Source organism: Kitasatospora sp. NPDC030952 (genome assembly GCF_055571335.1).
Window position 1 is genome coordinate 397,443 of the sequence record NZ_JBVIFM010000001.1, and the last position, 22,189, is coordinate 419,631.

At 74.1% G+C, this 22,189-nt stretch carries 17 protein-coding genes; 5 read left to right on the plus strand and 12 right to left on the minus strand.

Translation table 11 applies throughout. The features are described from left to right. Positions 1-149: 149 nt before the first annotated feature. Positions 150-1,745: an MDR family MFS transporter gene (locus ACZ47G_RS01885; protein WP_465739474.1), complete on the plus strand. Its 1,596-nt coding sequence runs from the start codon at positions 150-152 to the stop codon at positions 1,743-1,745. Between the two features lie 105 nt (positions 1,746-1,850). On the opposite strand, the gene ACZ47G_RS01890 is transcribed toward ACZ47G_RS01885, so the two are convergent. Continuing rightward, positions 1,851-2,768 carry an HhH-GPD family protein gene (locus ACZ47G_RS01890; RefSeq protein WP_465739475.1) on the minus strand — a complete coding sequence of 306 codons (918 nt, stop codon included), beginning with the start codon at positions 2,766-2,768 and terminating at the stop codon, positions 1,851-1,853. 201 nt (positions 2,769-2,969) lie between these two features. On the opposite strand from ACZ47G_RS01890, the gene ACZ47G_RS01895 reads away from it, so the two are divergent. Next, on the plus strand, positions 2,970-3,845 hold the full coding sequence (locus ACZ47G_RS01895; protein ID WP_465739476.1) for a hypothetical protein: 876 nt from the start codon (positions 2,970-2,972) through the stop codon (positions 3,843-3,845). 189 nt (positions 3,846-4,034) lie between these two features. On the opposite strand, the gene disA is transcribed toward ACZ47G_RS01895, so the two are convergent. Together disA and radA are read right to left on the minus strand one after the other, a co-directional pair. Then, a complete protein-coding gene (gene disA, locus ACZ47G_RS01900) occupies positions 4,035-5,093 on the minus strand; it encodes a DNA integrity scanning diadenylate cyclase DisA (RefSeq protein ID WP_188306273.1) in 1,059 nt (352 codons plus the stop codon). Positions 5,094-5,295: 202 nt separating this feature from the next. Then, on the minus strand, positions 5,296-6,819 hold the full coding sequence (gene radA, locus ACZ47G_RS01905) for a DNA repair protein RadA (protein WP_465739477.1): 1,524 nt from the start codon (positions 6,817-6,819) through the stop codon (positions 5,296-5,298). A gap of 172 nt (positions 6,820-6,991) precedes the next feature. On the opposite strand from radA, the gene ACZ47G_RS01910 reads away from it, so the two are divergent. Then, positions 6,992-8,857, plus strand: coding sequence for a BACON domain-containing protein (locus ACZ47G_RS01910; protein ID WP_465739478.1), 1,866 nt, complete (start codon positions 6,992-6,994; stop codon positions 8,855-8,857). Here ACZ47G_RS01910 and ACZ47G_RS01915 read toward each other — a convergent pair. Continuing rightward, a complete protein-coding gene (locus tag ACZ47G_RS01915) occupies positions 8,854-10,221 on the minus strand; it encodes a DUF1254 domain-containing protein (RefSeq protein WP_465739479.1) in 1,368 nt (455 codons plus the stop codon). The genes ACZ47G_RS01910 and ACZ47G_RS01915 overlap by 4 nt on opposite strands. 109 nt (positions 10,222-10,330) lie before the next feature. Continuing rightward, positions 10,331-11,668 carry a DUF1254 domain-containing protein gene (locus ACZ47G_RS01920; protein WP_465739480.1) on the minus strand — a complete coding sequence of 446 codons (1,338 nt, stop codon included), beginning with the start codon at positions 11,666-11,668 and terminating at the stop codon, positions 10,331-10,333. A gap of 294 nt (positions 11,669-11,962) precedes the next feature. Between ACZ47G_RS01920 and ACZ47G_RS01925 the strand changes: the two genes are divergently transcribed. Beyond that, positions 11,963-13,003, plus strand: coding sequence for an NAD-dependent epimerase/dehydratase family protein (locus ACZ47G_RS01925; protein ID WP_465739481.1), 1,041 nt, complete (start codon positions 11,963-11,965; stop codon positions 13,001-13,003). Positions 13,004-13,130: 127 nt separating this feature from the next. Here ACZ47G_RS01925 and ACZ47G_RS01930 read toward each other — a convergent pair whose 3' ends face one another. From ACZ47G_RS01930 to ACZ47G_RS01950, 5 genes are all read right to left on the minus strand, one after another. Further along, entirely contained in the window at positions 13,131-14,180 is a 1,050-nt protein-coding gene (locus ACZ47G_RS01930; RefSeq protein WP_465739482.1) for a family 2 encapsulin nanocompartment cargo protein polyprenyl transferase, read from the minus strand. 197 nt (positions 14,181-14,377) lie between these two features. Next, positions 14,378-15,799, minus strand: coding sequence for a family 2B encapsulin nanocompartment shell protein (locus ACZ47G_RS01935; protein WP_465739483.1), 1,422 nt, complete (start codon positions 15,797-15,799; stop codon positions 14,378-14,380). Between the two features lie 243 nt (positions 15,800-16,042). Continuing rightward, complete coding sequence (locus ACZ47G_RS01940; RefSeq protein ID WP_465739484.1) at positions 16,043-16,588, minus strand: methylated-DNA--[protein]-cysteine S-methyltransferase; 546 nt, start codon at positions 16,586-16,588, stop codon at positions 16,043-16,045. A gap of 189 nt (positions 16,589-16,777) precedes the next feature. Then, on the minus strand, positions 16,778-17,011 hold the full coding sequence (locus ACZ47G_RS01945; protein WP_465739485.1) for a hypothetical protein: 234 nt from the start codon (positions 17,009-17,011) through the stop codon (positions 16,778-16,780). Positions 17,012-17,193: 182 nt separating this feature from the next. Continuing rightward, complete coding sequence (locus ACZ47G_RS01950; protein ID WP_465739486.1) at positions 17,194-18,471, minus strand: MFS transporter; 1,278 nt, start codon at positions 18,469-18,471, stop codon at positions 17,194-17,196. Positions 18,472-18,673: 202 nt separating this feature from the next. Here ACZ47G_RS01950 and ACZ47G_RS01955 point away from each other — a divergent pair, with 202 nt between their 5' ends. Continuing rightward, positions 18,674-19,489, plus strand: a complete 816-nt coding sequence (locus ACZ47G_RS01955) for a hypothetical protein (RefSeq protein WP_465739487.1) — start codon at positions 18,674-18,676, stop codon at positions 19,487-19,489. A gap of 19 nt (positions 19,490-19,508) precedes the next feature. On the opposite strand, the gene ACZ47G_RS01960 is transcribed toward ACZ47G_RS01955, so the two are convergent. Both ACZ47G_RS01960 and ACZ47G_RS01965 read right to left on the minus strand, forming a co-directional pair. Next, positions 19,509-20,345: a serine/threonine-protein kinase gene (locus ACZ47G_RS01960; RefSeq protein ID WP_465739488.1), complete on the minus strand. Its 837-nt coding sequence runs from the start codon at positions 20,343-20,345 to the stop codon at positions 19,509-19,511. Continuing rightward, positions 20,342-22,171 carry an ABC transporter ATP-binding protein gene (locus tag ACZ47G_RS01965; RefSeq protein ID WP_465739489.1) on the minus strand — a complete coding sequence of 610 codons (1,830 nt, stop codon included), beginning with the start codon at positions 22,169-22,171 and terminating at the stop codon, positions 20,342-20,344. Before ACZ47G_RS01965 ends, ACZ47G_RS01960 begins: the two co-directional genes overlap by 4 nt. Positions 22,172-22,189 lie beyond the last annotated feature (18 nt).

Consider the following 22,189-nt stretch of genomic DNA (forward strand, 5'->3'; position numbering starts at 1 on the left):
CCCAGGCGCCCGGTCTTAAAACTGGCTTGACGACCGGCTAGGAAACAACTTACCGTGCCGACGATCGATAAACTAGCCGGGCGTCAAGTAAGTGATCCGTCGCAAGGCCCGCCGCCCGTCCGAAACACCCCTCCGGGAGAGCCCACCCCATGTCACAGTCCAAGACCGCCGGCCCGGTACCGGAGGACAAGACGGCCGAGGAGGAGCAGCCGCGGTCACCCCGCGAGATCCGCCTCGTGATGGTCGGCTTGGTCGTCACGATGCTGCTGGCCATGCTCGACAACCTGATCGTCGGCACCGCGATGCCGACCATCGTCGGCGACCTCGGCGGTGCCGAGCACCTGTCCTGGGTCGTCACCGCGTACACCCTGGCCACCGCCGCCTCCACCCCGATCTGGGGCAAGCTCGGCGACATGTACGGCCGCAAGGGCACCTTCCTGACCTCGATCGTGATCTTCCTGGTGGGCTCGGCGCTGTCCGGCCTGTCCCAGAACATGAACGAGCTGATCGGCTTCCGCGCCGTGCAGGGCCTGGGCGCCGGCGGTCTGATGGTCGGCGTCATGTCGATCATGGGCGCGCTCGTCGCGCCGCGTGACCGCGGCAAGTACCAGGGCATGTTCGCCGCCGTGATGGCCCTCGCCACCATCGGCGGCCCGCTGGTCGGCGGCTTCATCACCGACCACCTGAGCTGGCACTGGACCTTCTACATCAACCTGCCGCTCGGCATCGTCGCGCTCGCCGTGGTCGTCGTGACCCTGAAGCTGCCGAAGGTCCGTAGCAGCGCCCGGATCGACTACCCGGGCGCGATCCTGCTCACCACCGGCATCACCTCGCTCGTGCTGATCACCACCTGGGGCGGTCAGCAGTACGCCTGGGGCTCCAAGGAGATCCTCGGCCTGGCCGCGCTCGCCGTCGCCTCGCTGATCGCCTTCTGCTACGTGGAGCAGCGGGCCCAGGAGCCGATGCTGCCGCTGAGCCTGTTCCGCAACCTGAACTTCACCCTGGTCTCGATCATCGGCTTCGTGGTCGGCTTCGTGATGTTCGGTTCGACCGTCTTCCTGCCGCTCTACCAGCAGATAGTCCAGGGCGCCTCGGCGACCAACTCCGGCCTGCTGCTGATGCCGATGATGTTCGGCATGCTGGTGGTCTCGCTGGTGGTCGGCCAGGCCGTCACCAAGACCGGCAAGTACCGGATCTTCCCGATCATCGGCACCATCGTGATGGCCGGCGGCCTGGTCCTGCTCTCCACCATGGGCACCGAGACCACCCGCTTCACCTCGGCCTGCTGGATGGTCGTGCTCGGTGCCGGCATGGGCTTCCTGATGCAGATCACCATGCTGGTCGCCCAGAACAGCGTCGAGCTCAAGGACATGGGCGTGGCCAGCTCCACCGCCACCCTGTTCCGCACCATCGGCGGTTCCTTCGGTGTCGCGCTGTTCGGCGCCCTGTTCAACAACCGGGTGAAGGACACCATGACCTCGCGGCTGGGCGAGCAGGCCTCGGCCGGCGGCGGGGCGAAGGACCCGGGCCAGATGAGCCCGGCCGAGCTGCGCAAGCTGCCCGAGGTCGTCCAGGACGCCTACCACCACGCGGTGTCCAACGGCATGCACACCGTCTTCCTGTGGGGCGCCGGGGTGGCCGTGATCGCCATCGCCGCCGCGGTGTTCCTGCGCGAGGTCCCGCTGCGCGGCACCGGCAAGGGCGAGAAGCCGGCCGAGGCCTCGCTGGAGGCGGCGGCCATCTGACGGCCGCCCCCGCCGACGTACGGCTGCGCGACGGCGCCCCCGGAAGGAGTTCCTTCCGGGGGCGCCGTCGTTCGAGCCGGGTCCTACCGGGGTCTCACCGGAGTCCTACTGGGGCAGGCGGTAGACGCCCTGCTCGACCGGTTCGACCAGACCGTCGGCGACCAGGCCGTCCAGGGCCCGGGCGCGCTGCACCGCGTCCGGCCAGACCGCGTCCAGCCGGGCCTGGGGCACCGTGCCGTGTGCCTCGCGCAGCACCGCGAGCAGCTTGCCGCGCACCTGGCGGTCCGTCCCCTCGTAGGACTGGCCGCGCCGGGCCGGGCCCTCGTACGGCGGGCGGCCGGCCCGCTGCCAGGCGCAGACGGTGAACAGCGGGCAGTCCCCGCACTCCGGGCCGCGGGCGGTGCAGACCAGCGCGCCCAGCTCCATCACGCCGACCGCCCAGGTGGCGGCCGTCGGGGCGTCGTCGGGCAGCAGGGCGGTCGCGGTGCGGCGCTCGGCGGCGGTGGTGGCGGTGGCCGGGTACTCGACGCCGGTCACCGCGCGGGCGAACACCCGGCGGACATTGGTGTCCAGCACCACGTGCCGCTGGCGGAAGGCGAAGGAGGCGACCGCGGCGGCGGTGTACTCCCCCACCCCGGGCAGCGAGAGCAGCGTGGCGTGGTCGTCCGGGACCTCGCCGCCGTGCTGCTCGGTGATCGCCACGGCGGCCGCGTGCAGCCGCAGCGCGCGGCGCGGGTAGCCCAGCCGGCCCCACATCCGGACCGCCTCACCGGGCGCCTCGGCGGCGAGATCGGCGGGGGTGGGCCAGCGGGTCATCCAGGCCTGCCAGGCGGGCAGCACCCGCTTCACCGGGGTCTGCTGGAGCATGAACTCGCTCACCATGACGGCCCAGGGGGACGCGTCGGGGGTCCGCCAGGGCAGGTCGCGCTTGCTGGCCTCGTACCAGTCGATGACGGTCGAGTGCAGCAGCGGCAGGGGCAGCGGCGGCGCGGGGGCGGCTTCGGTGGCGGTGATGGCAGTCATGGCCCTTCGATCCTCCCACGGCCGTGGACCCGGCCGAAGCGGAGGCAGAGGCTCCGGGTCGGTCGGTTTCCGCCCGGTTTTCCGGGTTCGGGGACTCCCTCGAACGGATCAAATGGCGGATCATGTGAAAGAAGGGGCGACTGTGCGGTGTTGGTGAGTCAATCGCCACACACAGTCCCATAGAGTTTGATCGTGCCCTCTTTGCGTCAACCCGTGGGACCGCTGCCCGCCTCGATCTACTGGCGTCGGCGCGTCGTCGTGCTCGTCGCCGTCGCGGCGGTCGTCGCGCTGATCGCCTGGCTGATGTCGGATCAGGGCGGTGACGGCGGCTCACCGAGCAAGGCCGCGCAGGCCGTACCGTCCCAGTCCCAGAGCCAGACGCCCGCCCAGGCGATCACGCCGGGCGCCTCGCCGAGCGGCCCCGCGGCGCACCCCGCCGGTGGCGGCGGCGGTGGGCCGGTGGCCAGCGGCGGCGGCAGCGAGGTCGGGCTCAGCGGCGGCGGGACCGGTGGTGGCACCGGCGGGGCCGGTGGCTCGGGTGGTGCCGGTGGCTCGGGTGGCGCCGGCGGCAACCCGGCGCCGGGTGGTACGGGCGGCTCGACCGGTGGGTCCGGTGGCTCGGGCGGTGGCGCCCCGGCGGTGAACACCCCCGAGGTGATGGCGCTTCCGGTCTGCTCCTCCTCGCAGGTCGCCCTGGAGCTGGCCGGCAGCCAGAACTCCTACCAGCCCAAGGACAAGCCGAAGCTGGCGCTGACGGTCAAGAACTCCTCCGGCGCCAACTGCCGGGTGGACCTGGGCCGTACCGCCTCGGTGATCACGGTCAGCAGCGGCAGCAACAACGACCGGGTCTGGTCCTCCGGCGACTGCCCGCCCGACAAGGGCAACATCTGGGTGCAGATCCCGGCGAACGGCAGCCAGACCGAGACCTTCACCTGGGACCGCAGCCGCAGCAAGCCGCAGTGCGCGACCGCCGACCAGGCGCCGCCGGCGAACGGGACGTACGTGGTGCTCGCCGAGCTCACCGGGCTCTCCGGGGACAAGGTGTCGGCCCGGACCTCGATCCGACTGGACAACTGAGCGGACGTCACCTTCGCACCTGGCCCCCGACCGCAGCGCGGTCGGGGGCTTCGGCGTTGTGGGGGCTCCGGCGGTACGGGGGCTCCGGCGGTACGGGCTTCGGCGGTGTGGGGACGGCGGCCCGGGACGCGGGACGGCCCCCGGGGAAGCGTTTCTCCGGGGGCCGTCCGAGCTTCGTCGCGCGTCAGGTCAGACGTAGCGCTCCAGGATGGACGATTCGGCAAGCCGGGACAGGCCCTCGCGGACCGAGCGGGCCCGGGTCTCGCCGACGCCCTCGACCGTCTGCAGATCGTCGATGCTGGCGGCGAGCAGCTTCTGCAGGCCGCCGAAGTGCTCGACCAGGCGCTCTATCACCGTGTTGGGCAGACGCGGGATCTTCGCCAGCAGGCGGTAGCCGCGCGGGGAGACGGCGGAGTCCAGGGACTCCGGTGAACCGGAGTAGCCGAGCGCCTTGGCGACCGTCTGGAGGTCCAGCAGCTCGGCGTGGGTGAGCGCCTCCAGGTCGGCCAGCACCTCGGTGACCGTGCGGCCCTTCTTGGCGGCGCGCTCCGGGAAGTAGTCCCGGGCGACCAGTTCGCGCTCCGGCTCCACGCCGGCGATCAGCTCGTCCAGCTGGAGCGAGAGCAGCCGACCGTCGATGCCGAGCTCCAGCACGTAGCCGGCGATCTCGGTGGCGATCAGCCGGACCATCTCCAGGCGCTGGGCCACGGCCGTGACGTCCCGGACCGTCACCAGGTCCTCGATCTCCAGGGCGGAGAGGGTGCCGGCCACCTCGTCCAGGCGCAGCTTGTAGCGCTCCAGGGTGGCCAGCGCCTGGTTGGCGCGGGACAGGACGGTGGTGGAGTCCTCCAGCACCCGGCGGGTGCCGTTGACGTACATGGCGATCAGCCGCATCGAGTGCGAGACCGCGACCACCGGGTAGCCGGTCTGGCGGTTGACCCGCTCGGCGGTGCGGTGGCGGGTGCCGGTCTCGTCGGTGGGGATGGTGGAGTCCGGCATCAGGTGGACGCCGGCCCGGACGATCTTGGTGATGTCCTTGTCCAGCACCACCGCGCCGTCGAGCTTGCACAGCTCGCGCAGCCGGGTCGCGCTGAACTCGACGTCCAGCACGAAGCCGCCGGTGCACAGGGACTCGACGGTCTTGTCGAAGCCCAGCACGATCAGGCCGCCGGTGTTGGCCCGCAGGACCCGTTCCAGGCCGTCACGAAGCGCGGTACCGGGCGCGATGGCGGTGAGGGAGGCCCGCAGCAGGGCCTCCTCACGGGAGGCCTTGTCCGCCCCCCGGTCGCTGGCTGCCACGTGACTCCTCCGGTCGACCCCGTGCCGCGCGCCTCGCGCCGTGCGCCGGTCCGCGGTCTGTTGCTCTGTCGCTCAGTACCGCTTCGGTACTGCCTTCTGGCCAATGAGACTGGGGGAAGTCTAACTGCGTGCGGCTTCGGCAGGGCTTGGGTCAGCGCAGTTCGTCGGAGTCGAGCGGCTCCCAGCCGTCCATCAGCTCCTCCGGGTACGCCGGGACCCGGGCCGCGCGAGGCGCCGGCGGGGCCGACGGAGCCTCACCACGCACCTCGGTACGGGCCTCGGCGCGCGGCTTGGCGGCGGCCCGGCGGCGGCCCGGGATGGCCCGCAGCGCCTCACCGATGTCGGCCACCTCGACCACCTTCATGCCCGGCGGCACCTTGCCCGGGTCCGGCGGGACCAGGGCGTGGGTGAAGCCCAGCCGGTGCGCCTCGGCCAGCCGGCGCTGCACACCCGTCACCCGCCGCACCTCGCCCGCCAGGCCGACCTCGCCGATCGCCACCAGGTTGCTGGGCAGCGGGGTGTCGGTGGAGGAGCTGGCCACGGCGAGCGCGACCGCGAGGTCCGCGGAGGGCTCGGTCAGCTTCACCCCGCCGACCGTCGCGGTGTAGATGTCCTGCTTGCCGAGCTTCACCCCGCCGTGCCGCTCGACCACGGCCAGGATCATCGCGATCCGGGGCGACTCCAGGCCCGAGGTGGTGCGCCGCGGGGAGGGGATCTGCGAATCCACCATCAGCGCCTGCACCTCGGCAACCAGCGGGCGCTTGCCCTCCAGGGTGACGGTGAGGCAGGTCCCCGGAACGGGCTTGTCACGCCTGGTCAGGAAGAGGCCGGACGGGTCGGCCAGGCCGACGATGCCCTCGTCGTGCAGCTCGAAGCAGCCCACCTCGTCGGTGGCGCCGTAGCGGTTCTTGACCCCGCGGATGAGCCGCAGCCGGGCGTGCCGGTCGCCCTCGAAGCTCAGCACCACGTCCACCAGGTGCTCCAGCAGGCGCGGGCCGGCGATCTGGCCGTCCTTGGTGACGTGGCCGACCAGCAGGGTGGCCATGCCGCGCTCCTTGGAGGCCCGGATCAGCGCGCCCGCCACCTCGCGGACCTGGGCCGGGCCGCCGGGGGCGCCGTCCAGCTCGGCGGAGGCGATGGTCTGCACCGAGTCCAGGATCAGCAGACCGGGGTTGACCGCCTCGATGTGCCCGAGCACCGCGCCGAGGTCCTGCTCGGCGGCGAGGTAGAGGTGCTCGGAGAGGGCGTTGATCCGGTCGGCGCGCAGCCGCACCTGGCCGGCCGACTCCTCGCCGGTGACGTAGAGCGTGCGGTGCCGGTCGGTGGCCGCCTTGGCGGCGACGTCCAGCAGCAGGGTCGACTTGCCGACGCCGGGCTCGCCGGCCAGCAGCACCACCGCGCCGGGGACCAGACCGCCGCCGAGCACCCGGTCCAGCTCCGGCACGCCCGTCGAGCGGGCCGTCGCGACCTGGCCGTCCACCTGGGCGATCGGGCGGGCCGGCGCGCTGACCGGGCCGGCCGCGGTGGTGCGGATCGGCACCGCGCCGTACTCCTCGACCGTGCCCCAGGCGTTGCACTCCGGGCAGCGGCCGACCCACTTGGGCAGCTGGTTGCCGCACTCGGTGCAGCGGTAGGCCGGGCGCGGCTTGGCGGTGGTCTTGGAACGCGGAGGCATGCGGCCCACGGTAGCGGCTGGGTGTGACAGCCGTGGTCCGCCGTGCTCCGCCGGTACTCCGGGCCCCGGGCGGGCGGGGCGCCCACACAGATGGGCGATGTTGTTACCCGAAAGAAGTACATACGCGGTGAATGGCGGGGACGGGCCGCCCGGTGTCCCTACCGTCGGACGGGTGACAACGCGAACTGTTGGACCCGTCGGGGCGCCGGACGCCGTGCTCGCGGGGTACGACCGGCAGGTGGACGGCCTGTTCACCTACTGCCTCTCGGTGCTGTGCGAACACGACGCGGCCGCCGACGCCCTGCGGGAGGTCCGCGAGCTGGCCCGGCGGCACGGCGGACGGCTGGCCGAGCCCGGACTGGTGCGGGCCTGGCTGTTCTCGCTGGCCCGGTACTGCTGCCTGCGGCGGCTGGCGGACGGGACCGGGCCGGGGGCGGGCGTCCGGCCCGACCAGGTGCCCGAGGCCGAGGCGACCCGGCGGCGGCGCGAGCTGGCCTCGCTGGCCTGGCCCGAGGCGGCCGGCACGGACCCGGAGCAGCGCGAGGCGCTGGAGCTGTCCGTCCGGCACCGGCTGACCCCGCTGGAGGTGGCGGCCGTCCTGGGCCTGCCGTTCGAACGCACCCGCGGGCTGCTCGCCACCGCCGAGGCCGAGGTGGCCCGGACCAGGGCGGCCCTGCTGGTACTCGGCGTGGGCAGCTGCCCCGAGCTGGACCGGCTGGGTGGGGCCGGGGCGGAGTCCTGGCGGGACTGGGTGCTCGGCCCGGCGCTGCGGCGGGAGCTGGTGCAGCACGTGTTGGACTGCCCGACCTGCCGGGGGACGGCGGAGCGGGTGGCCGCCGGGGAGGCGGCCGAGGGGGCGGCCGGACTGTCGGGACTGCCGTTGCTGACGGCGCCGCCCCCGGCGGGTGGGTCGGCGCGGCCCGCCCCGGTGGGAGCGGTCGGGCGGCGGGGGTCGGCGGCGGCCGAGCCGGGGCTGCGGTTCGACCACGGCGGCTTCCCCCGGCACCGGGCTCCGGACGCGGGCCGGGGGCTGGCGGTCCGTCGGCGGGTGGTGACCACCGGGGTGCTGGCGGCCGTACTGGCGGCGCCCGTGGTGGCGCTGTGGGCCGGGCACCGGGGCGGTGGCGGGGCCGGGTCGGCGGCCTCGGTCTCGGCGGTGCGGGTGGAGGAGGCCGGGCGGGAGACCGGGCAGCGGCCGGGCTCGCCGTGGGCGGCGGGGGTCGCCGCGGGGGCGGCGGTGGGCGCGGGGATGCCGGGGCTGGAGCTGGCGGGTGCGGGCGGGGGCGGTGCGGCCGGCGGTGGCGGGGGCGGAGCAAACGGTGCAGAAACGTTGCTTCCCGGTTTTCCGCGGCTCACCTTCCAGGGGCCGCTGGTCCCGGTGCCCGCCCGGGGCGCGACCCCGCTCGGCAGCCCCACGCTGGTCGCCGCCCCGGCCCCCGCGGTCGAACAGGCCTCCGCGCCGGGCGCGGGCGACCCGGCCCCGGCCGGGCTGCTCACCGTCGAGGCCGGGGAGTACGGCAGCCGGACGGTGCTCACCCTCACCAACTCCGGTACCACGGAGATCCGTTGGCACGCCGTGCCGGACGCCGGCTGGCTCCGGCTCAGCCGCGACTCGGGGACGCTCGCCCCCGGGCAGCGGATCACCGTGATCGTCACGGTGGACGAGGACCTCGCGCCCACCACCCACTGGACGGCCCGGATCGCGCTGCCGCCCTCCCAGGCGGTGGTCACCCTGGAGGGCGGGCCGGAGAACCGGGGCGGCCCCTCCTCCTCGGCGTCCTCCTCGGTGCCCGCGTCGGCGTCCGCGTCGGCGTCCTCCTCGGCGCCGGCGCCGACCTCCTCACCGACACCGGGCGGCGGGCCGTCGGCCACGGGCACCGGCACCGGCACTGGCACTGGCACTGGCACGCCCACGGCGACGCCGAGCCGGACGGGGTCGCCGTCGCCCTCCGGACCGCCGACCGGTGCGCCGAGCCCCTCGGCGCCGACGACCGGCAGCGCCTCCCCGCACCCGACGGGTACGGCGACGGGGCGTTAGGGAGTGTCCGGCGGCGGGGTCTCCGCAGGAGGGCAGCGGTGGATCGGGGGGACCTGGTAGCTGCCGTCGAGGACGACGGGCTTCGGCCGGTAGAGCCGGATGATCGGGCGGAACTCGCCGAGCGGGGTGGGGAGCCAGTTGGCGGCGGCCGTCGGGTCCTCCGGCGGCTCGTGCTGGAGGGTCACGGTCAGCGAGCCGTCGGCGCCGTACACCAGGCCGGGGGTGCGGTCGCCGATCGAGTAGCGGTCGATCGGGTTCTCCACCAGGTAGTAGTCCGGCACCGAGTACATCGTGACGGACCAGAAGGCCTCGGCCGGCGGGGGCTGCTCGAAGCGGAGGGTGTAGCTGTTGGCGCCGGTGAGCGGCCGGCCGTCGGAGTCGTCGTAGGTCATCGCGTACGAGGCCTCGTAGGCGTGGTTGCCCCAGAGGCCGGCCCGGGCGGCGGCGGCGCGGCTGAGGTAGGCGGCGCGGCGGTCGGGGATGCGCCACTCCGGGTCGTCCAGGGTGCCGGGGCCCAGGTGGTCGATGTTGTAGTCGAAGAGGTGGAGCGCGGAGCGCCACTCGCCGAGCGGGTGCTCCTCGGGCGGGCGGGTGGCGTCCTCGACCCGTTCGCGCCCGGCGGCCAGGCCCTTGGCGAGCGCCAGGGTCCACTCCGCGGCGGCCGCGCGGTACGGCGAGGCGCCGTCGTCCAGCAGGCCGAGCGGGGCGAAGCGGCGCTGGTACTCGATGTCGGGGGTGGCCGGCGGGAAGGCCTGCATCCACACCCGGAGGCGTTCGAAGAAGGCCAGCCGCTCGGGGACGTCCGGGTCGGGCTCGGGCAGTCCGGCGACCAGGCCGCCGGGCTCCAGCGGCTCCAGGAGGAGCCCGGCCTGCAGCGCCCGGACCCGGGGCAGGTCGTCCGGGCCGTTGCAGGCGAAGCGGCCGACGATGGTGCCGACGGTGGTGGGCAGTTCGATCACCCGGTCGGGGTCCGGCGCGCTGCCGTGCCAGTCGGGCGGGACGACCAACCAGGTCTGGGCCTCGGTGCCGGAGGCCCGGCTGCCCAGGTAGGCGACGTTGTCCGTCCAGGCGCCGATGAACTGCAGCACGTAGTAGGCGCCGGCGGTGTCCGGGACGTGCAGCACCTGCGGGCCCTCGGAGAGGTCCAGCTGGGCGATCGAGTAGATGGTGTCGTTGTTGACCGAGACGAAGCGGTCGGCCGGGCCGGCCAGCCGGGTGGCGTGGCTGAAGTGGTTGAACGGCGCCGCCGGGAGGGTGCCCAGGCCGCCGTTGGCGAAACGCTCGACCATGGTGAGGCCGGCGACGAGCGGATAGCCGTAGACGTAGGCGTCGGCGGCCAGGGCCTCCAGCTCGGGCAGGTTCATCGGGGGTCCTTCGTCGGAGTCGGTGGCGGCATCGGCGGCGGTATCGGCGGCGGGGCCGTTGACGGGTTCCAGGTGCCGGGCGGCGGGTGAGCGCGGGGTCAGCGCGGGGTCAGCGCGGGGTGAGCGGCGGGGGTTGCCAGCGGCCGTCCAGGACGGAGGCCTCCGGGCCGCGGATCCGGAGCACGACCGCGAACGGGCCGTCCGGGGCGGGCAGCCAGTTGGCGGAGTGCTCGGCGTCGGCGGGGCGCTTGTGCTGGACGTAGAGGGTGAGGCCGCCGTCCCGGTCGCGGACCAGGCCGGGGGTGTGGGCGCCGATCGAGTAGCGGTCCAGGGTGTTGTCGACCAGCCGGTGGCCGGGGAGCGCGTACGCCGTCGCGGACCAGAAGAAGCGGGCCGGCGGCAGGGCGTCCGGGGCGAAGCGGATCAGGTGGTCGCGGTCGGCGGCGTTCGGCGGGCGGTGGCCCTCGCTGTCGGCCGCCCAACGGCCGTACCAGACCTCCTCGGTGGGCAGTCCGTACGGGCCGAGTTCGGCGGCGACGGCCTGTCGGAGGAAGTCCCCGCCGAGCTGCGCGCGGGTGCCGAACAGACCTGTGGAGTCGCGGAGTTCGGCGACGGCGCGGGTCAGCCGGGCGCGGCCGTCGGCGATGCCGCGGTCGAGTTCGGCGCGGGCCTCCAGCGGGAGGGTGGCGGGTTCGAACTCGCCGCGGCCGTCGATGCCGAGGTCGGCCAGGCGACCGCGCAACTCGCTCTCGGTGGGCGGGAGTTCGCCGGTCAGCGGGAAGAAGCCGAGCAGGAAGTCGAGGAAGGTGAGGAACTCGACGCCGTCCAGGACCTCGTCGCGCCAGACCGGCCAGACCGGTTCGGGGGCGGGGTCGGGGGCCGGGGTGCCGGTGTACTCGTGCAGCGGGCGCAGCCGGTACTGCTCCTGGACGGCCTTCAGCTCGGCGAGCTCGGCGGGGCTGTTCCCGGTGAGCCGGGTGTGGGCGAGGACGCCGACCAGCCGGGTGGCGGTGCGGATCACGCCCGCGATGCCGGGCGGGGTCTCGCCCGTCCAGTCCGGGCCGGCCACCAGGAAGTCCCCGGCCTCCTGGCCGGTGGTCCGGGAGCCGATCAACCCGGCCAGCAGGGTGTCGAGTTCGTGCACCGCGAGGACGCGGTAGTCGCCGTCGGAGGGGACCGAGAGCACCCACGGCCCGGCGCGCAGGTCGAGCCAGGCGCGGGAGGGAAGGGTGTCGTTGTCGGGGGTGACGACGTCGGTGTCGGCGGGGGTGGCCGGCCGCGAGGTGTGGTGGAAGACGCCGAAGCCGCCGACGTAGCCGGGGTTCGCGTCGTCCAGGGCCTGGGCGTAGAGGGTGCGGTAGTTCCGTAGGACGGGGTGGGCGCGGATCCAGGCCTCGGCCGCGGTCGCGCGGAGGGTGGCCGGATCGACGAGTGCCGGGTTGACCATGCTGTCGCTCTCCCAGGCCGGATCAGGGCAGATCGGTACATCTGGGATGCTAAGGGGGGTGGGTGGGGGTGGCATGTCGGGCGGGCGCTCCCCACCGGGGGCGGGTGCGGCTCGGCTCGCGTTCGGCTGGGGCGCTCGGCTCAGGCCTTCGGCTGGGGCGCTCGGCTCAGCGCTCGGCTGGGGTGCTCGGTTCTGGCGTTCGGCTGGGGCGTCTGTCGGGCGGGCGCTCGGTTCGCGCTCTGCTCAGCGCGAATCCGGGCGTACGGGTGGGCCGGCGCTGACATGCTGGCCGGCATGAAGATCCTTCTGCTCGGGGGTTCGTCCTTTCTCGGACGGGCCTACGCCACCGAAGCGCTCGCACGCGGCCACCAGGTCACCACCTTCAACCGCGGCCGCAGCGCCCCCGACCTGCCCGGGGTCGAGTCCGTCCGGGGCGACCGCGACAGCGCCGAGGATCTCGCCCGGCTGGTCGAGGGCCGCCACTGGGACGCCGTCGTCGACACCTCCGCCCGCCAGCCCGCCCAGGCCGCGCTCTCCGCCCGACTGCTGCGCGAACGGGCCGACCACTACACCTTCGTCTCCTCGGTGCACGCCTACGCCGACTGGGCCACCCAGGTGATCACCGAGGACTCCCCGCTCCTCCCCTGCCCCGCCGACACCCCGCCCGACCAGCCCTTCGGCCGCGAGCTGAAGGCGGGCGCCGAGCGCGCGGTGCTGGCGGGTTTCGGCGCCGACCGCACCCTGGTGCTCAGCAGCGGACTGCTGATCGGACCGTACGAGCTGGGCGGCCGGCTGCCCTGGTGGCTGGAGCGGATGGCCCGCGGCGGCCGGGTGCTCGCGCCCGGCGATCCGGAGCGGACCATCCAGGTGATCGACGTCCGGGACTTCGCCGCCTTCGGACTCGACCGGCTGACGGCCGGGACGGCGGGGCGCTTCATCACCACGGCGCCGCCCGGGCGGCTCACCTTCGGGCAGTGGCTGGAGACCTGCCGGGAGCTCGCGGGCGCGGCCGGCACCGAGCTGGTCCGGGTCGACGACGCCGCGCTGCTGGCCGAGGGGCCGGACCAGGTCGAGCCCTGGCTCGAACTCCCCTTCTGGGCGCCGGACCTGCCGGAGTGGAAGTACATCTGGCAGGTCGACAGCGGCCGCGCCGAGGCGGCCGGGCTGCGCTGCCGGCCGTTCGCGGAGACCGCGCGGGACACCTGGGAGTGGCTGCGCGCCCGGGGGCCGGCCGAGGACACCGACGCCGAGGGGCGGAAGCTGGTACCGGGGGCACCGTTCAAGCAGGGCATCGAACCGGCCAAGGAGCAACGGCTGTTGGCCGCCCACGGGTGAGGTGCCCGGGGTAGCGCCTCGAGTGAAGCGCCTCGGGCGAAGCGGGAGACGCAGCGGCGGGAGACGCAGCGGGAGACGCAGCGGAGCGGGAAGTCGACCGGGCCGACTTCCCGCTCCGGCGACGCACTCAGTGGGTGCGGCGGGTCACCAGCTCGGCCAGCGCCAGCAGTTCATCCGCCGCGGACGGCTCCGGGACGGCCACCGCCAGCTGCGCCATCGCCGCCGCCATCCGCTCGCAGGACTCGCCCTGCGCCCAGCCGCGCCCGCCGGCCGCCTCGACCGCGGCCGCGCACTGGTCCAACTCGCCGGGGGTGAGCGCCCGTTCGAGCGAGTAGAGGTCGGCGAGCCGGGCGCCCTCGGGGGTGCCCGAGCCGAGCGCCTTGACCACCGGCAACGACTTCTTCCGGGCCACGAGGTCCGCGCCGACCGGCTTGCCGGTGACCGCCGGATCCCCCCAGATGCCGATCAGGTCGTCGATCAGCTGGAAGGCCAGGCCGATCTCGCGGCCGAAGCCGTCCATCGCCTGCGCCGCCTCCTCCGAGCCCCCGCCGTACAGCGCACCCATCGCGCAGGCGGCACCGAGCAGCGCGCCGGTCTTGGCCTCGGCCATCGCCAGGCACTCGGTGAGCGAGACGTCGTTGCGCTGTTCGAAGGCGCAGTCGATCTGCTGGCCCTCGCAGAGCTCGACCACGCAGTCGGCGAGGCGGCGGATCGAGCCCCGGGCGGCCGGGTGGGAGTCCTCGGCGACCAGGCGCAGCGCGAGGGAGTGCATCGCGTCGCCGGCCAGGATGGCCTCGGTGGTGCCGAACACCCGCCAGGCGGTGGGCCGGTGGCGCCGGGTTTCGTCCCGGTCGATGACGTCGTCATGGAGCAGGGTGAAGTTGTGGACCAGCTCCACCGCGGCGGCCGCGGCGACGGCCGTACCGGGGGCGCCGCCGAGGGCCTGGGTGGCGGCGAGGACCAGGGCGGGGCGGATCGCCTTGCCGGAGGAGGACGCGGAGGGCGTGCCGTCCGCCTCCCACCAGCCGAAGTGGTAGCCGGCCACCTTGCGCATCGTGCCGGGCAGCGAGTCGACGGCGGCGCGCAGCACCGGGTCGACCAGTCCGCGGGCGCGGGCGAGGATGTCCGCCGCCTCGTGGCCCTCTTTGTGGTCCCGCTCCAGCGTGGAGCTCGTCATGGGTTCCTCCCCCTGTAGGACGTGATCCGAAAGACACGCCCTGGGGCGCGTGGGACGGCCGGCCCGTCGGGCGGCCGGATGGTGCCGGGGCGGCGGGCCGGTGGCCGTACGCACCGCGGCGCGCCGCCCGGCCGGGGACGGTGCCCCTGGCCGGGCGGCGCGGTTCCGGGCTCGGAGCCCGAGCCGGGTGCCCGTCGTCAGCGCTGCGCGACGTCCACGTTCTCCAGTACGCCGATGGCGTCCGGGACCAGGATCGCGGCCGAGTAGTAGGCGCTCACCAGGTAGGAAATGATGGCCTTCTCGTCGATTCCCATGAAACGCACCGAAAGGCCCGGCTGGTATTCATCCGGAATTCCGGTCTGGTGCAGCCCGACGACGCCCTGGTTGTGATCGCCGACGCGCATCGCGATGATCGAGGTGGTGTGCCCGCCGATGATCGGGATCTTGTTGCACGGGAAGATCGGCACTCCGCGCCAGGCGTTGACGTGCTTGCCCTCGACCTCGACGGTGCCCGGGTTGAGGCCGCGCTTGTTGCACTCCCGGCCGAAGGCGGCGATGGCCTTGGGGTGGGCCAGGAACATCTTGGTGCTGCGGCGGCGGCTGAGCAGCTCGTCCATGTCGTCCGGGGTGGGCGGGCCGGAGTGGGTCTGGATCCGCTGGTCGTACTCGGCGTTCTCCAGCAGCCCGAACTCGGGGTTGTTGATGAGCTCGTGCTCCTGGCGCTCGCGCAGGGCCTCGATGGTCAGCCGGAGCTGGTGCTCGGTCTGGTTCATCGGCTGGTTGTAGAGGTCGGCGACGCGGCTGTGCACCTTGAGGATGGTCTGGGCGACGCTCAGCTCGTACTCGCGCGGCTTGAGCTCGTAGTCCACGAAGGCGCCGGGCAGGTCGTACTCGCCCTGGTGGCCGGCGGAGAGGTCGATGGCGGCCTCGCCGTGCTTGTTCTGCGCCTGCTGGAAGCCGTTCAGGTACTCCATGATCTGCAGTTGCAGCGACTCGGAGCGGTCGTGCAGCTCCTGGAAGGAGGGCCAGGAGAGCGCCATCACGGTGCCGGAGGTGGCGGCGCGGACGGTGTACGGCCAGGAGCCTTCCTCCTCCTGGAGCGCCTCGTCGCCCAGGTGGTCACCGTCGGCGAGGGTGCCGACCACCGTCTCCTCGCCGTACTTGCCGGTGCCGAGCCGGTCGAGCTTGCCGTGCGCGATGAGGAAGACCTCGCTGATCGGCGTGCCGGCGGTGACCAGGACCTCCCCCGCGTCGAACTGCCGCTGCACGAAGCGGCCGGCCAGCTCCTCCAGCACCGCCTCGTCCTGGTATCCGCGCAGCACCGGCACCTCGGCCAGGGTCTGCGGGACGACCCGCACCGCGGAGCCGGTCTTGACGAAACTCACCCGGCCGCGGCCGACCTTGTGGCGCAGGCGGCGGTTGACCCGGTAGGTACCGCCGGAGACCTCCACCCAGGGCAGCATCCTGAGCAGCCAGCGCGGGCTGATGCCCTGCATCTGGGGCGCGGACTTGGTGGTCGTGGCGAGGTTCCGCGCGCCCGCCGTGCTCAGGGACTGCTGCTGCCGGATCTCCGGCTGCGCGCCCGGCGCAGGAATTCCGGCATTGGTTTCGGTCGACATAAGGGGAGCCCTTCGCATGCCCGATGAATCGTCGCCTTGCACATTCGTGTTACGGCTTCATGGTGGGCCCGTTCGGGGGCGTCCCGCAATCACTCATTCGAGTGGTTCCGAATAACCGAACAAATAGTACGACTAGATCACCTGATCGATATTTGTTCGACTATCTATTCGAAACTACCGGAATACCGGCCCCCATCCTCCCCCATCGGCGACCCCGGCGGGTGCCGGTCAGACCCACGACGGCTAGAGCGGCCCGTTCCAGTCCAGCGTCGGCTCCAGCACTCCCTCCAGGGTGAGCAGCCAGCGCTTGACGTCGATCCCGACCCGTCCGCCGCCGAAGCCGCCGATCCCGTCCGCCGCCACCACCCGGTGGCAGGGCACCAGCAGGGCGACCGGGTTGGCCGCCATCATCTGCCCGACCGTGCGGGCGGCCAGGCCGGGTTCGGTGACGTCCTCGAACACCCCGCTGCGGGCGGCCAGTTCGCCGTAGGTGATGGTCCGGCCGTACGGCACCTGCTCCCAGAGCGTGCGCAGCACGGCGCGGTGCGGCCCGGAGCTGAGGCTCCAGTCGATCGGCAGGCCCAACTCGCGGGTGCGGCCCGCCAGGTAGGCGCCGAGCCGCTCGGTGACGGCGGCGATCTTCGCCGGGTCGGTGCACGGCGGCACCTCGCCGTCCCGTCCCCCGTATCCGGCCGCCGCCACGCCCAGCGGCGTCACCGCGATGTGCATCGGGCCGCTGGGCAGCGGGGTCGGCACGGTCAGCCAGGACAACGACCAGGACTGCGACACGTTCGGGCCCCCACCCTCCACCAGGCCGGCCACCGGCCGGTCCGGCAGCCGGGGCGCGGCACCGGCCGGTCCGCCCCGTTCGCCATCGTACGGCGGACGGGGCGGGCCTCCGGCGGGTCCGGTCGGCGGGTGCGGTCGGCGGGTGCGGCCGGTGGGTCCGGTCGGCGGTGCCCCCTCAGTGCCGCCCGCTCAGCGCCGCCCCTTCAGTTCGGTGGACAGCGCCCTCGCCCAGTGCGACAGTTCGGCGCGGTCCGGGGTGCGGCCCTCGCAGAGCACGGCGAGCTGCGCCTCGTTGATCCGGTTCGGCCCCGGGATCTCCAGCAGGTACGCCAGCTCGGCCAGCACGGTGGCCAGCCGCTCCGCGTCCGCGTGATCCAGGGTGGCCGCGGCCTGGTGGTGGCTGATGGTGAGCGAACCGGGCATGGTCAAACCTCCTCTGACCCCCACCGTCCACCGTACGACCGACCCGGCCACCCCGCCCGCCGCGGAGGCACACACGCGTGGGCGGAGCGACCGGCGGCACTCCGGAGCCGGCCGGGCACGGTGCGCGGTGGGCCGCACCGATGGTGGCCGGGGGTGCGCCCCGGAGCCGTCCGAGGGGTGAGTCAGGTGCTCGGGCCCTCCTCCCAGCGACGATTCCGTACGGCCGGTACGCCCAACACTACGGCCCCGGCCACCACTTGCCAGACCGCCCCGAGCAACAGCACCCCGCCGGTGCCGAACCGGTCCGCCGACGGACCGGCCGCCGCCAACCCGAGCGGGCCGAGGACGAAGGCCCCCAGTGCCCCGAAGGAGGTCAGCCGGCCCAGCAGCTCGGCCGGGACCCACCGCTGCATCGTGGTGCCGTACAGCGTCCCGCAGACCGCCGAACCGACCCCGGCCAGCGACGCGCCGGCCACCAGCCAGGGCAGCGGCGCCCCCGTCGCCAGCGCCGCCGAGGGCAGCGCCCAGGCCAGCCCGGCCAGCGTCGCCACCGCGAGCGGGCGCCCCGGCCGGCGGCCCAGCATCAGCAGCCCGCCCAGCACCGCGCCGACCCCGTACACGCCCATCACCAGGCCCCAGGCCCGGGCGCCGCCGAGCTCGCGCTGCGCGGTGAGCGGGCCGAGCACCAGGAACGGGGCCCAGACCAGCAGGTTGAAGAGGCCCATCTGCGCGGTGGTGATCCACAGCCACGGGCGGGCGGCGAACTCCGACCAGCCCGCTCGCAGTTCGTGGACCGTCGAGGTCCGGTCACCGGCCGTGGCCGGTCGTACCGGCACGGGCAGGCGGAGACCGGCCAGCGCCAGGGCGCCGACCCCGTACGTCACCGCGTCGATCAGCAGCACCGCCCCCGGGCCCCGCGTCGCCGTGACCAGACCGGCCAGCGCGGGCCCGGCCACCGTGGACACCGAACGCGACAGGCCCAGCAAGGTGTTGCCGTCCGCCAGCAGCTCCTGCCGGCGCACCAGACCGGGCACCACCGCGCCGAACGCGGGCATGAACAGCCCCTCGCCGATCCCCCACACCGCCACCAGCGCGACCATCGCCGCCACCGGCGCGTGCCCGGCCGCCAGCAGCGCGGCGAACAGCCCCTGGACCAGGCCGCGCAGGACGTCCGAGCCCAGCATCAGACGGCGGCTGCCCAACCGGTCGGCGATCACCCCGCCGGCCAGCAGCACCAGCACCACCGGGAGGATCCGGGCGGCCATCACCCAGCCGAGCCCGGTGCCCGTCCCACCGCCGTCGAGGACGGCGAAGGCCACCGCGACCGGGGCCATCGAGGAGCCGAGGAGGGAGGTCGTGTAGCCGATGAGGAAACGGCGGAAGTCGCGCTCGCCCAGCACCGCGAGACGCTCTCCCAGGCGCCTCGGACGGACCGGGATCCGCTCTGTGTCCATTGCCATGGGCAGTCAGTCTGCGGCCGGGGGGAACTGGGTTCAAGGGTTTCCGGGCCAAAACCTGAGCCTTTTGGCATCAATTTTTGCGACCCTGCGGGCTATCGCAGTAAATTCGACCGCTGATGGGCTTCCACCTGCTGTTTACTGCGCTTTACGGATATCCTGGAGCGGCATTCAGGGCGGTCATTTACTGCGGAAGAAGGCGATCGTGACAGAGCTCCCCCCGGTCGAGTACGGCCTCGCCGTCGAGCGCTACCTGACCGCCTCCGGGCTCGCCGAGGGCTCCCGGCGGATCTACCGGATCGCACTGGACACCTGGGCCTGGGCCCTCGCCGACCGGCCCGCCCCCACCGGCCCCACCCGGCGCCGCGCCCGCCCGCCCGTCCTGCCGCTCGCCCTGCTCGACCACCCGGACGCCGCCGAGCGGCTGCGCGCCGCCGCCGGCCGGCGCGCGGCCGACACCGACCCGCGCACCCTCAACCGCGAACTCTCCACCCTGCGCGCGGCGGTGGCCTGGTGGCGCGCCCAGGGCTGGATCGACCGGGACCCGAGCACCGGACTACGCCCCCTGCCACTGCCCCACCCGGCCGAGGCCGCCGCACCGTTGGCCCCCGAGCAGCTGCGCGCCCTGTTCGCCCGCCGGGCACCCCTGCGCGAACAGGCGCTCTGGCACCTGCTGCACGAGTCCGGCGCCGCCATCGAGACCGTACTCGCCCTGGACACCGACCAGTTGGACCTCCCCGGCCGCCGCACCCGCCCCCGGCCCGACCGCGTCCAGGTGCACTGGGGCACCGGCACCGCCCGGCTGCTCCCGCTGCTGATCGCCGGTCGCGCCGGCGGCCCGCTCTTCCTCACCGACCGCCGCGCCCCGGCCGGCACCCCCGCCGCCGACCGCTGCCCCCACACCGGCCGGGCCCGGCTCTCCTACCGCCGCGCCGCCGAGCTGTTCACCGCCCACACCCGGACACTCGGGCAGGGGTGGACGCTCCGGCAGCTGCGGACGGGGCGGCGGCGCACGGACTAGGGCTGTGGCTCCCGTCCTGTCAGGGAGCGGGTGCGTCGTGCGGCGGAGGTGGGGGCACCGCCCGGCGGCCGCGGGGGAGCAAGTCGTCCAGGGTGTCGGCCAGTTGGGGAAGGGTCGGCCGGTCGGCCGGGTCGAGGCGGAGGCTGGCGTCGATGGCCCCGGCGAGCGGGCCGGGCAGGCGGCGGCGCCGGGACACCGGGGCGGCCGGGCTCAACGGCGGGCCGCCGAAGGGAAGTTCGCCGGTGGCGGCCCGGTAGAGGGTGGCGCCGAGACCCCAGACGTCGGTGGCGGCGGTGAGTCGGCCGCCGACGGCCTGTTCGGGGGCGAGGTAGCCCTTGGTGCCGAGGCCCGGGCGGGCCGGGCCCGGTGGGCGGGCGATGCTGAGGTCGAGCAGCTTGGCGCGGCGGCAGTCGATCACGATGTTGGCGGGCTTGAGGTCGAGGTGCAGCAGCTTCTTGCCGTGCAAGTACCGTACGGCGGAGATGAGTTGCAGGCCGAGCAGGGCCAGGTCGGTGGCCGCCGGGCGGCGCGGCCGCCGGTCGAGCAGGTGGGCCAGGGTCTCGCCGCCGAGGGTCTCCGACACCGCGTACGGCTGGGGGCGTTCGCCGGTGCCGTAGCCGCGCACCAGGTGGGGGTGGGTGAACTCGGTCAGCCAGCGGCCCTCCCGGAGCAGCCGTTCGCGCAGGTCGCGGTCGCGGCGGCGGTCCGGCCGGAGCACCTTGACCACGCAGCGGCAGTCCCGTTCCTCGCTCCAGGTGTCGTAGACGTCCAGCCAGCCGGTGCGGCAGAGGTGGGCGAGCACCCGGTAGCCGGGGGCGATCGACGCCCCGGCGGGCAGTGGCCGGGTGACGGTCATCGGGCGGCCCCCGTCGGGGTCGCGGCCCGGGCGAGCCGGGCGTAGCCGTCGTCGTGGGCGAGCAGTTGGCGGTGATTGCCGCAGGCGGCGACCCGGCCCTCGCGCAGCAGGACGACCCGGTCGGCGTTCCGTACGGTCAGCAGGTTGTGCGAGATGATGATCGTCGTCCGGCCGTTCATCAGCCGTCCCAGCGGCTCCAGGATCCGCCGTCCCGACTCCGGGTCGAGCCCGGTGGTCGGTTCGTCGAGCAGCAGCACGGGTGCGTCCCGGATCATCGCCCGGGCGATCGCGATCCGCTGGCGCTGGCCGCCGGACAACAGCCGCCCGTGCTGGCCCACCACCGTGTCGTAGCCGTCCGGCAGCCGGCTGACGAACTCGTGGGCGTCGGCGGCCCGGGCGGCGGCGGTGATCTGCGCGTCGGTGGCGCCGGGGCGGCCGTAGGCGATGTTCTCCCGGACGGTGCCGTGGATGACCAGGGTCTCCTGCAGCAGCACCGCGAGGTGTTCGCGCAGGTCGGTCAGCGCCAGTTCGCGCAGGTCGATGCCGTCCAGCCGGACGGCGCCGCGCTCCGGGTCGTAGAAGCGCAGCAGCAGCTTGGCGACCGTCGACTTGCCCGCCCCGCTCTCCCCCACCAGCGCCACCGTCTCGCCCGGTTCGGCGCGCAGGGAGACGTCGCACAGCGCCGGGCGGGCCGCGCCCGGGTAGCGGAACCACACCCCGTCGAGGGCCACCGCGCCGCGCACCCGGGCCGGGCGCAGCGGGCGCCGTGGAGTGGCCACCTGCGGTTGCTGGTCGAGCAGTTCGATGATCCGCTCGGCGGCCGCCGAGGCCGAGAAGAAGCCGTTGCTGAGCCGCCCGATCCCCTGGATCGGACTGTAGAGCCGGCTCAACAGGGCGACGAAGACGAGGAGTTCACCGAGGGTGAGCCGGCCGCGGACCAACTCCCAGGCGCCCAGCCCGAGGACGATCAGCGCGCCGACCAGCTCCAGCAGCTCCACGATCGGCGCGAACAGCGCGCGCAGCCGGGTGGCCGCCATGGTCGCCCGGAACCGCGCCCGGTTCTCCCGCAGGAAGCGGTCCTGCTCCCAGTCCTGCCGGTTGTACGCCTGCACCAGCGCGATGTTGCCCAGCGTCTCCTCGGCGAGGGCGCTGACCGAACCGCTGCGGCGCCGCCGCTCCCGGGACGCCGCCCGCACCCTGGTGGAGAACCGCCGGGCGGTGAGCCAGAACAGCGGGGCGACCACCAGCGCGGTCAGCGCGAGGTCCCAGCGCAGGTAGAACAGCACACCCAGGAAGACGGCCAGCTCGGCGACGTACGCGACCGCGTCCAGGACGCCCGAGAGCAGGAAGGTCTCGACCGCCTCGACGTCCGCGGTCAGCCGCGACAGTACGTCGCCGAGCCGACGCCGCTCGAAGAAGCCCAGCGGCAGGCCCTGCAGGTGGCGGAACACATCCGCCCGCAGGGCCAGCAGGAAGCGCTCGCTGACCCAGGTGGAGAGCGTCTCGTCCGCGAAGTCCAGGGCCCCTGCCAGCAGGGTCAGCCCGGCGTAGCCGAGCGCGACCGGCAGGAACAGCCCGAGTCTGCGCGGCACCAGGACGTCGTCGACGACCACCTTGAACAGCCAGACCATGGCGGCGTCGACCACCGGGCCGAGCAGGACGAGCACCACCAGCAGGGTCAGCCAGCGCCGTCCCGCTCGGGTGTAGGGCCAGAACCGCCGGAACGTCCGCCGCAGCGACACGGGCGGCGCCGGAGCGACGACCGGGTCCACCCGGCCGTCGCCGTCACCGGTGCCGGCAGCCGTCGACCGCCGCGGCGACCACACCCGCTCGTCCTAGCCCGG

Bases quoted from the DNA above. Each gene is read 5' to 3' on its own strand.
- ACZ47G_RS01885 (WP_465739474.1), top strand. From the start codon at position 150: ATGTCACAGTCCAAGACCGCCGGCCCGGTACCGGAGGACAAGACGGCC.
- ACZ47G_RS01890 (WP_465739475.1), bottom strand. From the start codon at position 2,768: ATGACTGCCATCACCGCCACCGAAGCCGCCCCCGCGCCGCCGCTGCCC.
- radA (WP_465739477.1), bottom strand. From the start codon at position 6,819: ATGCCTCCGCGTTCCAAGACCACCGCCAAGCCGCGCCCGGCCTACCGC.
- ACZ47G_RS01915 (WP_465739479.1), bottom strand. From the start codon at position 10,221: ATGAACCTGCCCGAGCTGGAGGCCCTGGCCGCCGACGCCTACGTCTAC.
- ACZ47G_RS01920 (WP_465739480.1), bottom strand. From the start codon at position 11,668: ATGGTCAACCCGGCACTCGTCGATCCGGCCACCCTCCGCGCGACCGCG.
- ACZ47G_RS01925 (WP_465739481.1), top strand. From the start codon at position 11,963: ATGAAGATCCTTCTGCTCGGGGGTTCGTCCTTTCTCGGACGGGCCTAC.
- ACZ47G_RS01930 (WP_465739482.1), bottom strand. From the start codon at position 14,180: ATGACGAGCTCCACGCTGGAGCGGGACCACAAAGAGGGCCACGAGGCG.
- ACZ47G_RS01935 (WP_465739483.1), bottom strand. From the start codon at position 15,799: ATGTCGACCGAAACCAATGCCGGAATTCCTGCGCCGGGCGCGCAGCCG.
- ACZ47G_RS01945 (WP_465739485.1), bottom strand. From the start codon at position 17,011: ATGCCCGGTTCGCTCACCATCAGCCACCACCAGGCCGCGGCCACCCTG.
- ACZ47G_RS01950 (WP_465739486.1), bottom strand. From the start codon at position 18,471: ATGGCAATGGACACAGAGCGGATCCCGGTCCGTCCGAGGCGCCTGGGA.
- ACZ47G_RS01960 (WP_465739488.1), bottom strand. From the start codon at position 20,345: ATGACCGTCACCCGGCCACTGCCCGCCGGGGCGTCGATCGCCCCCGGC.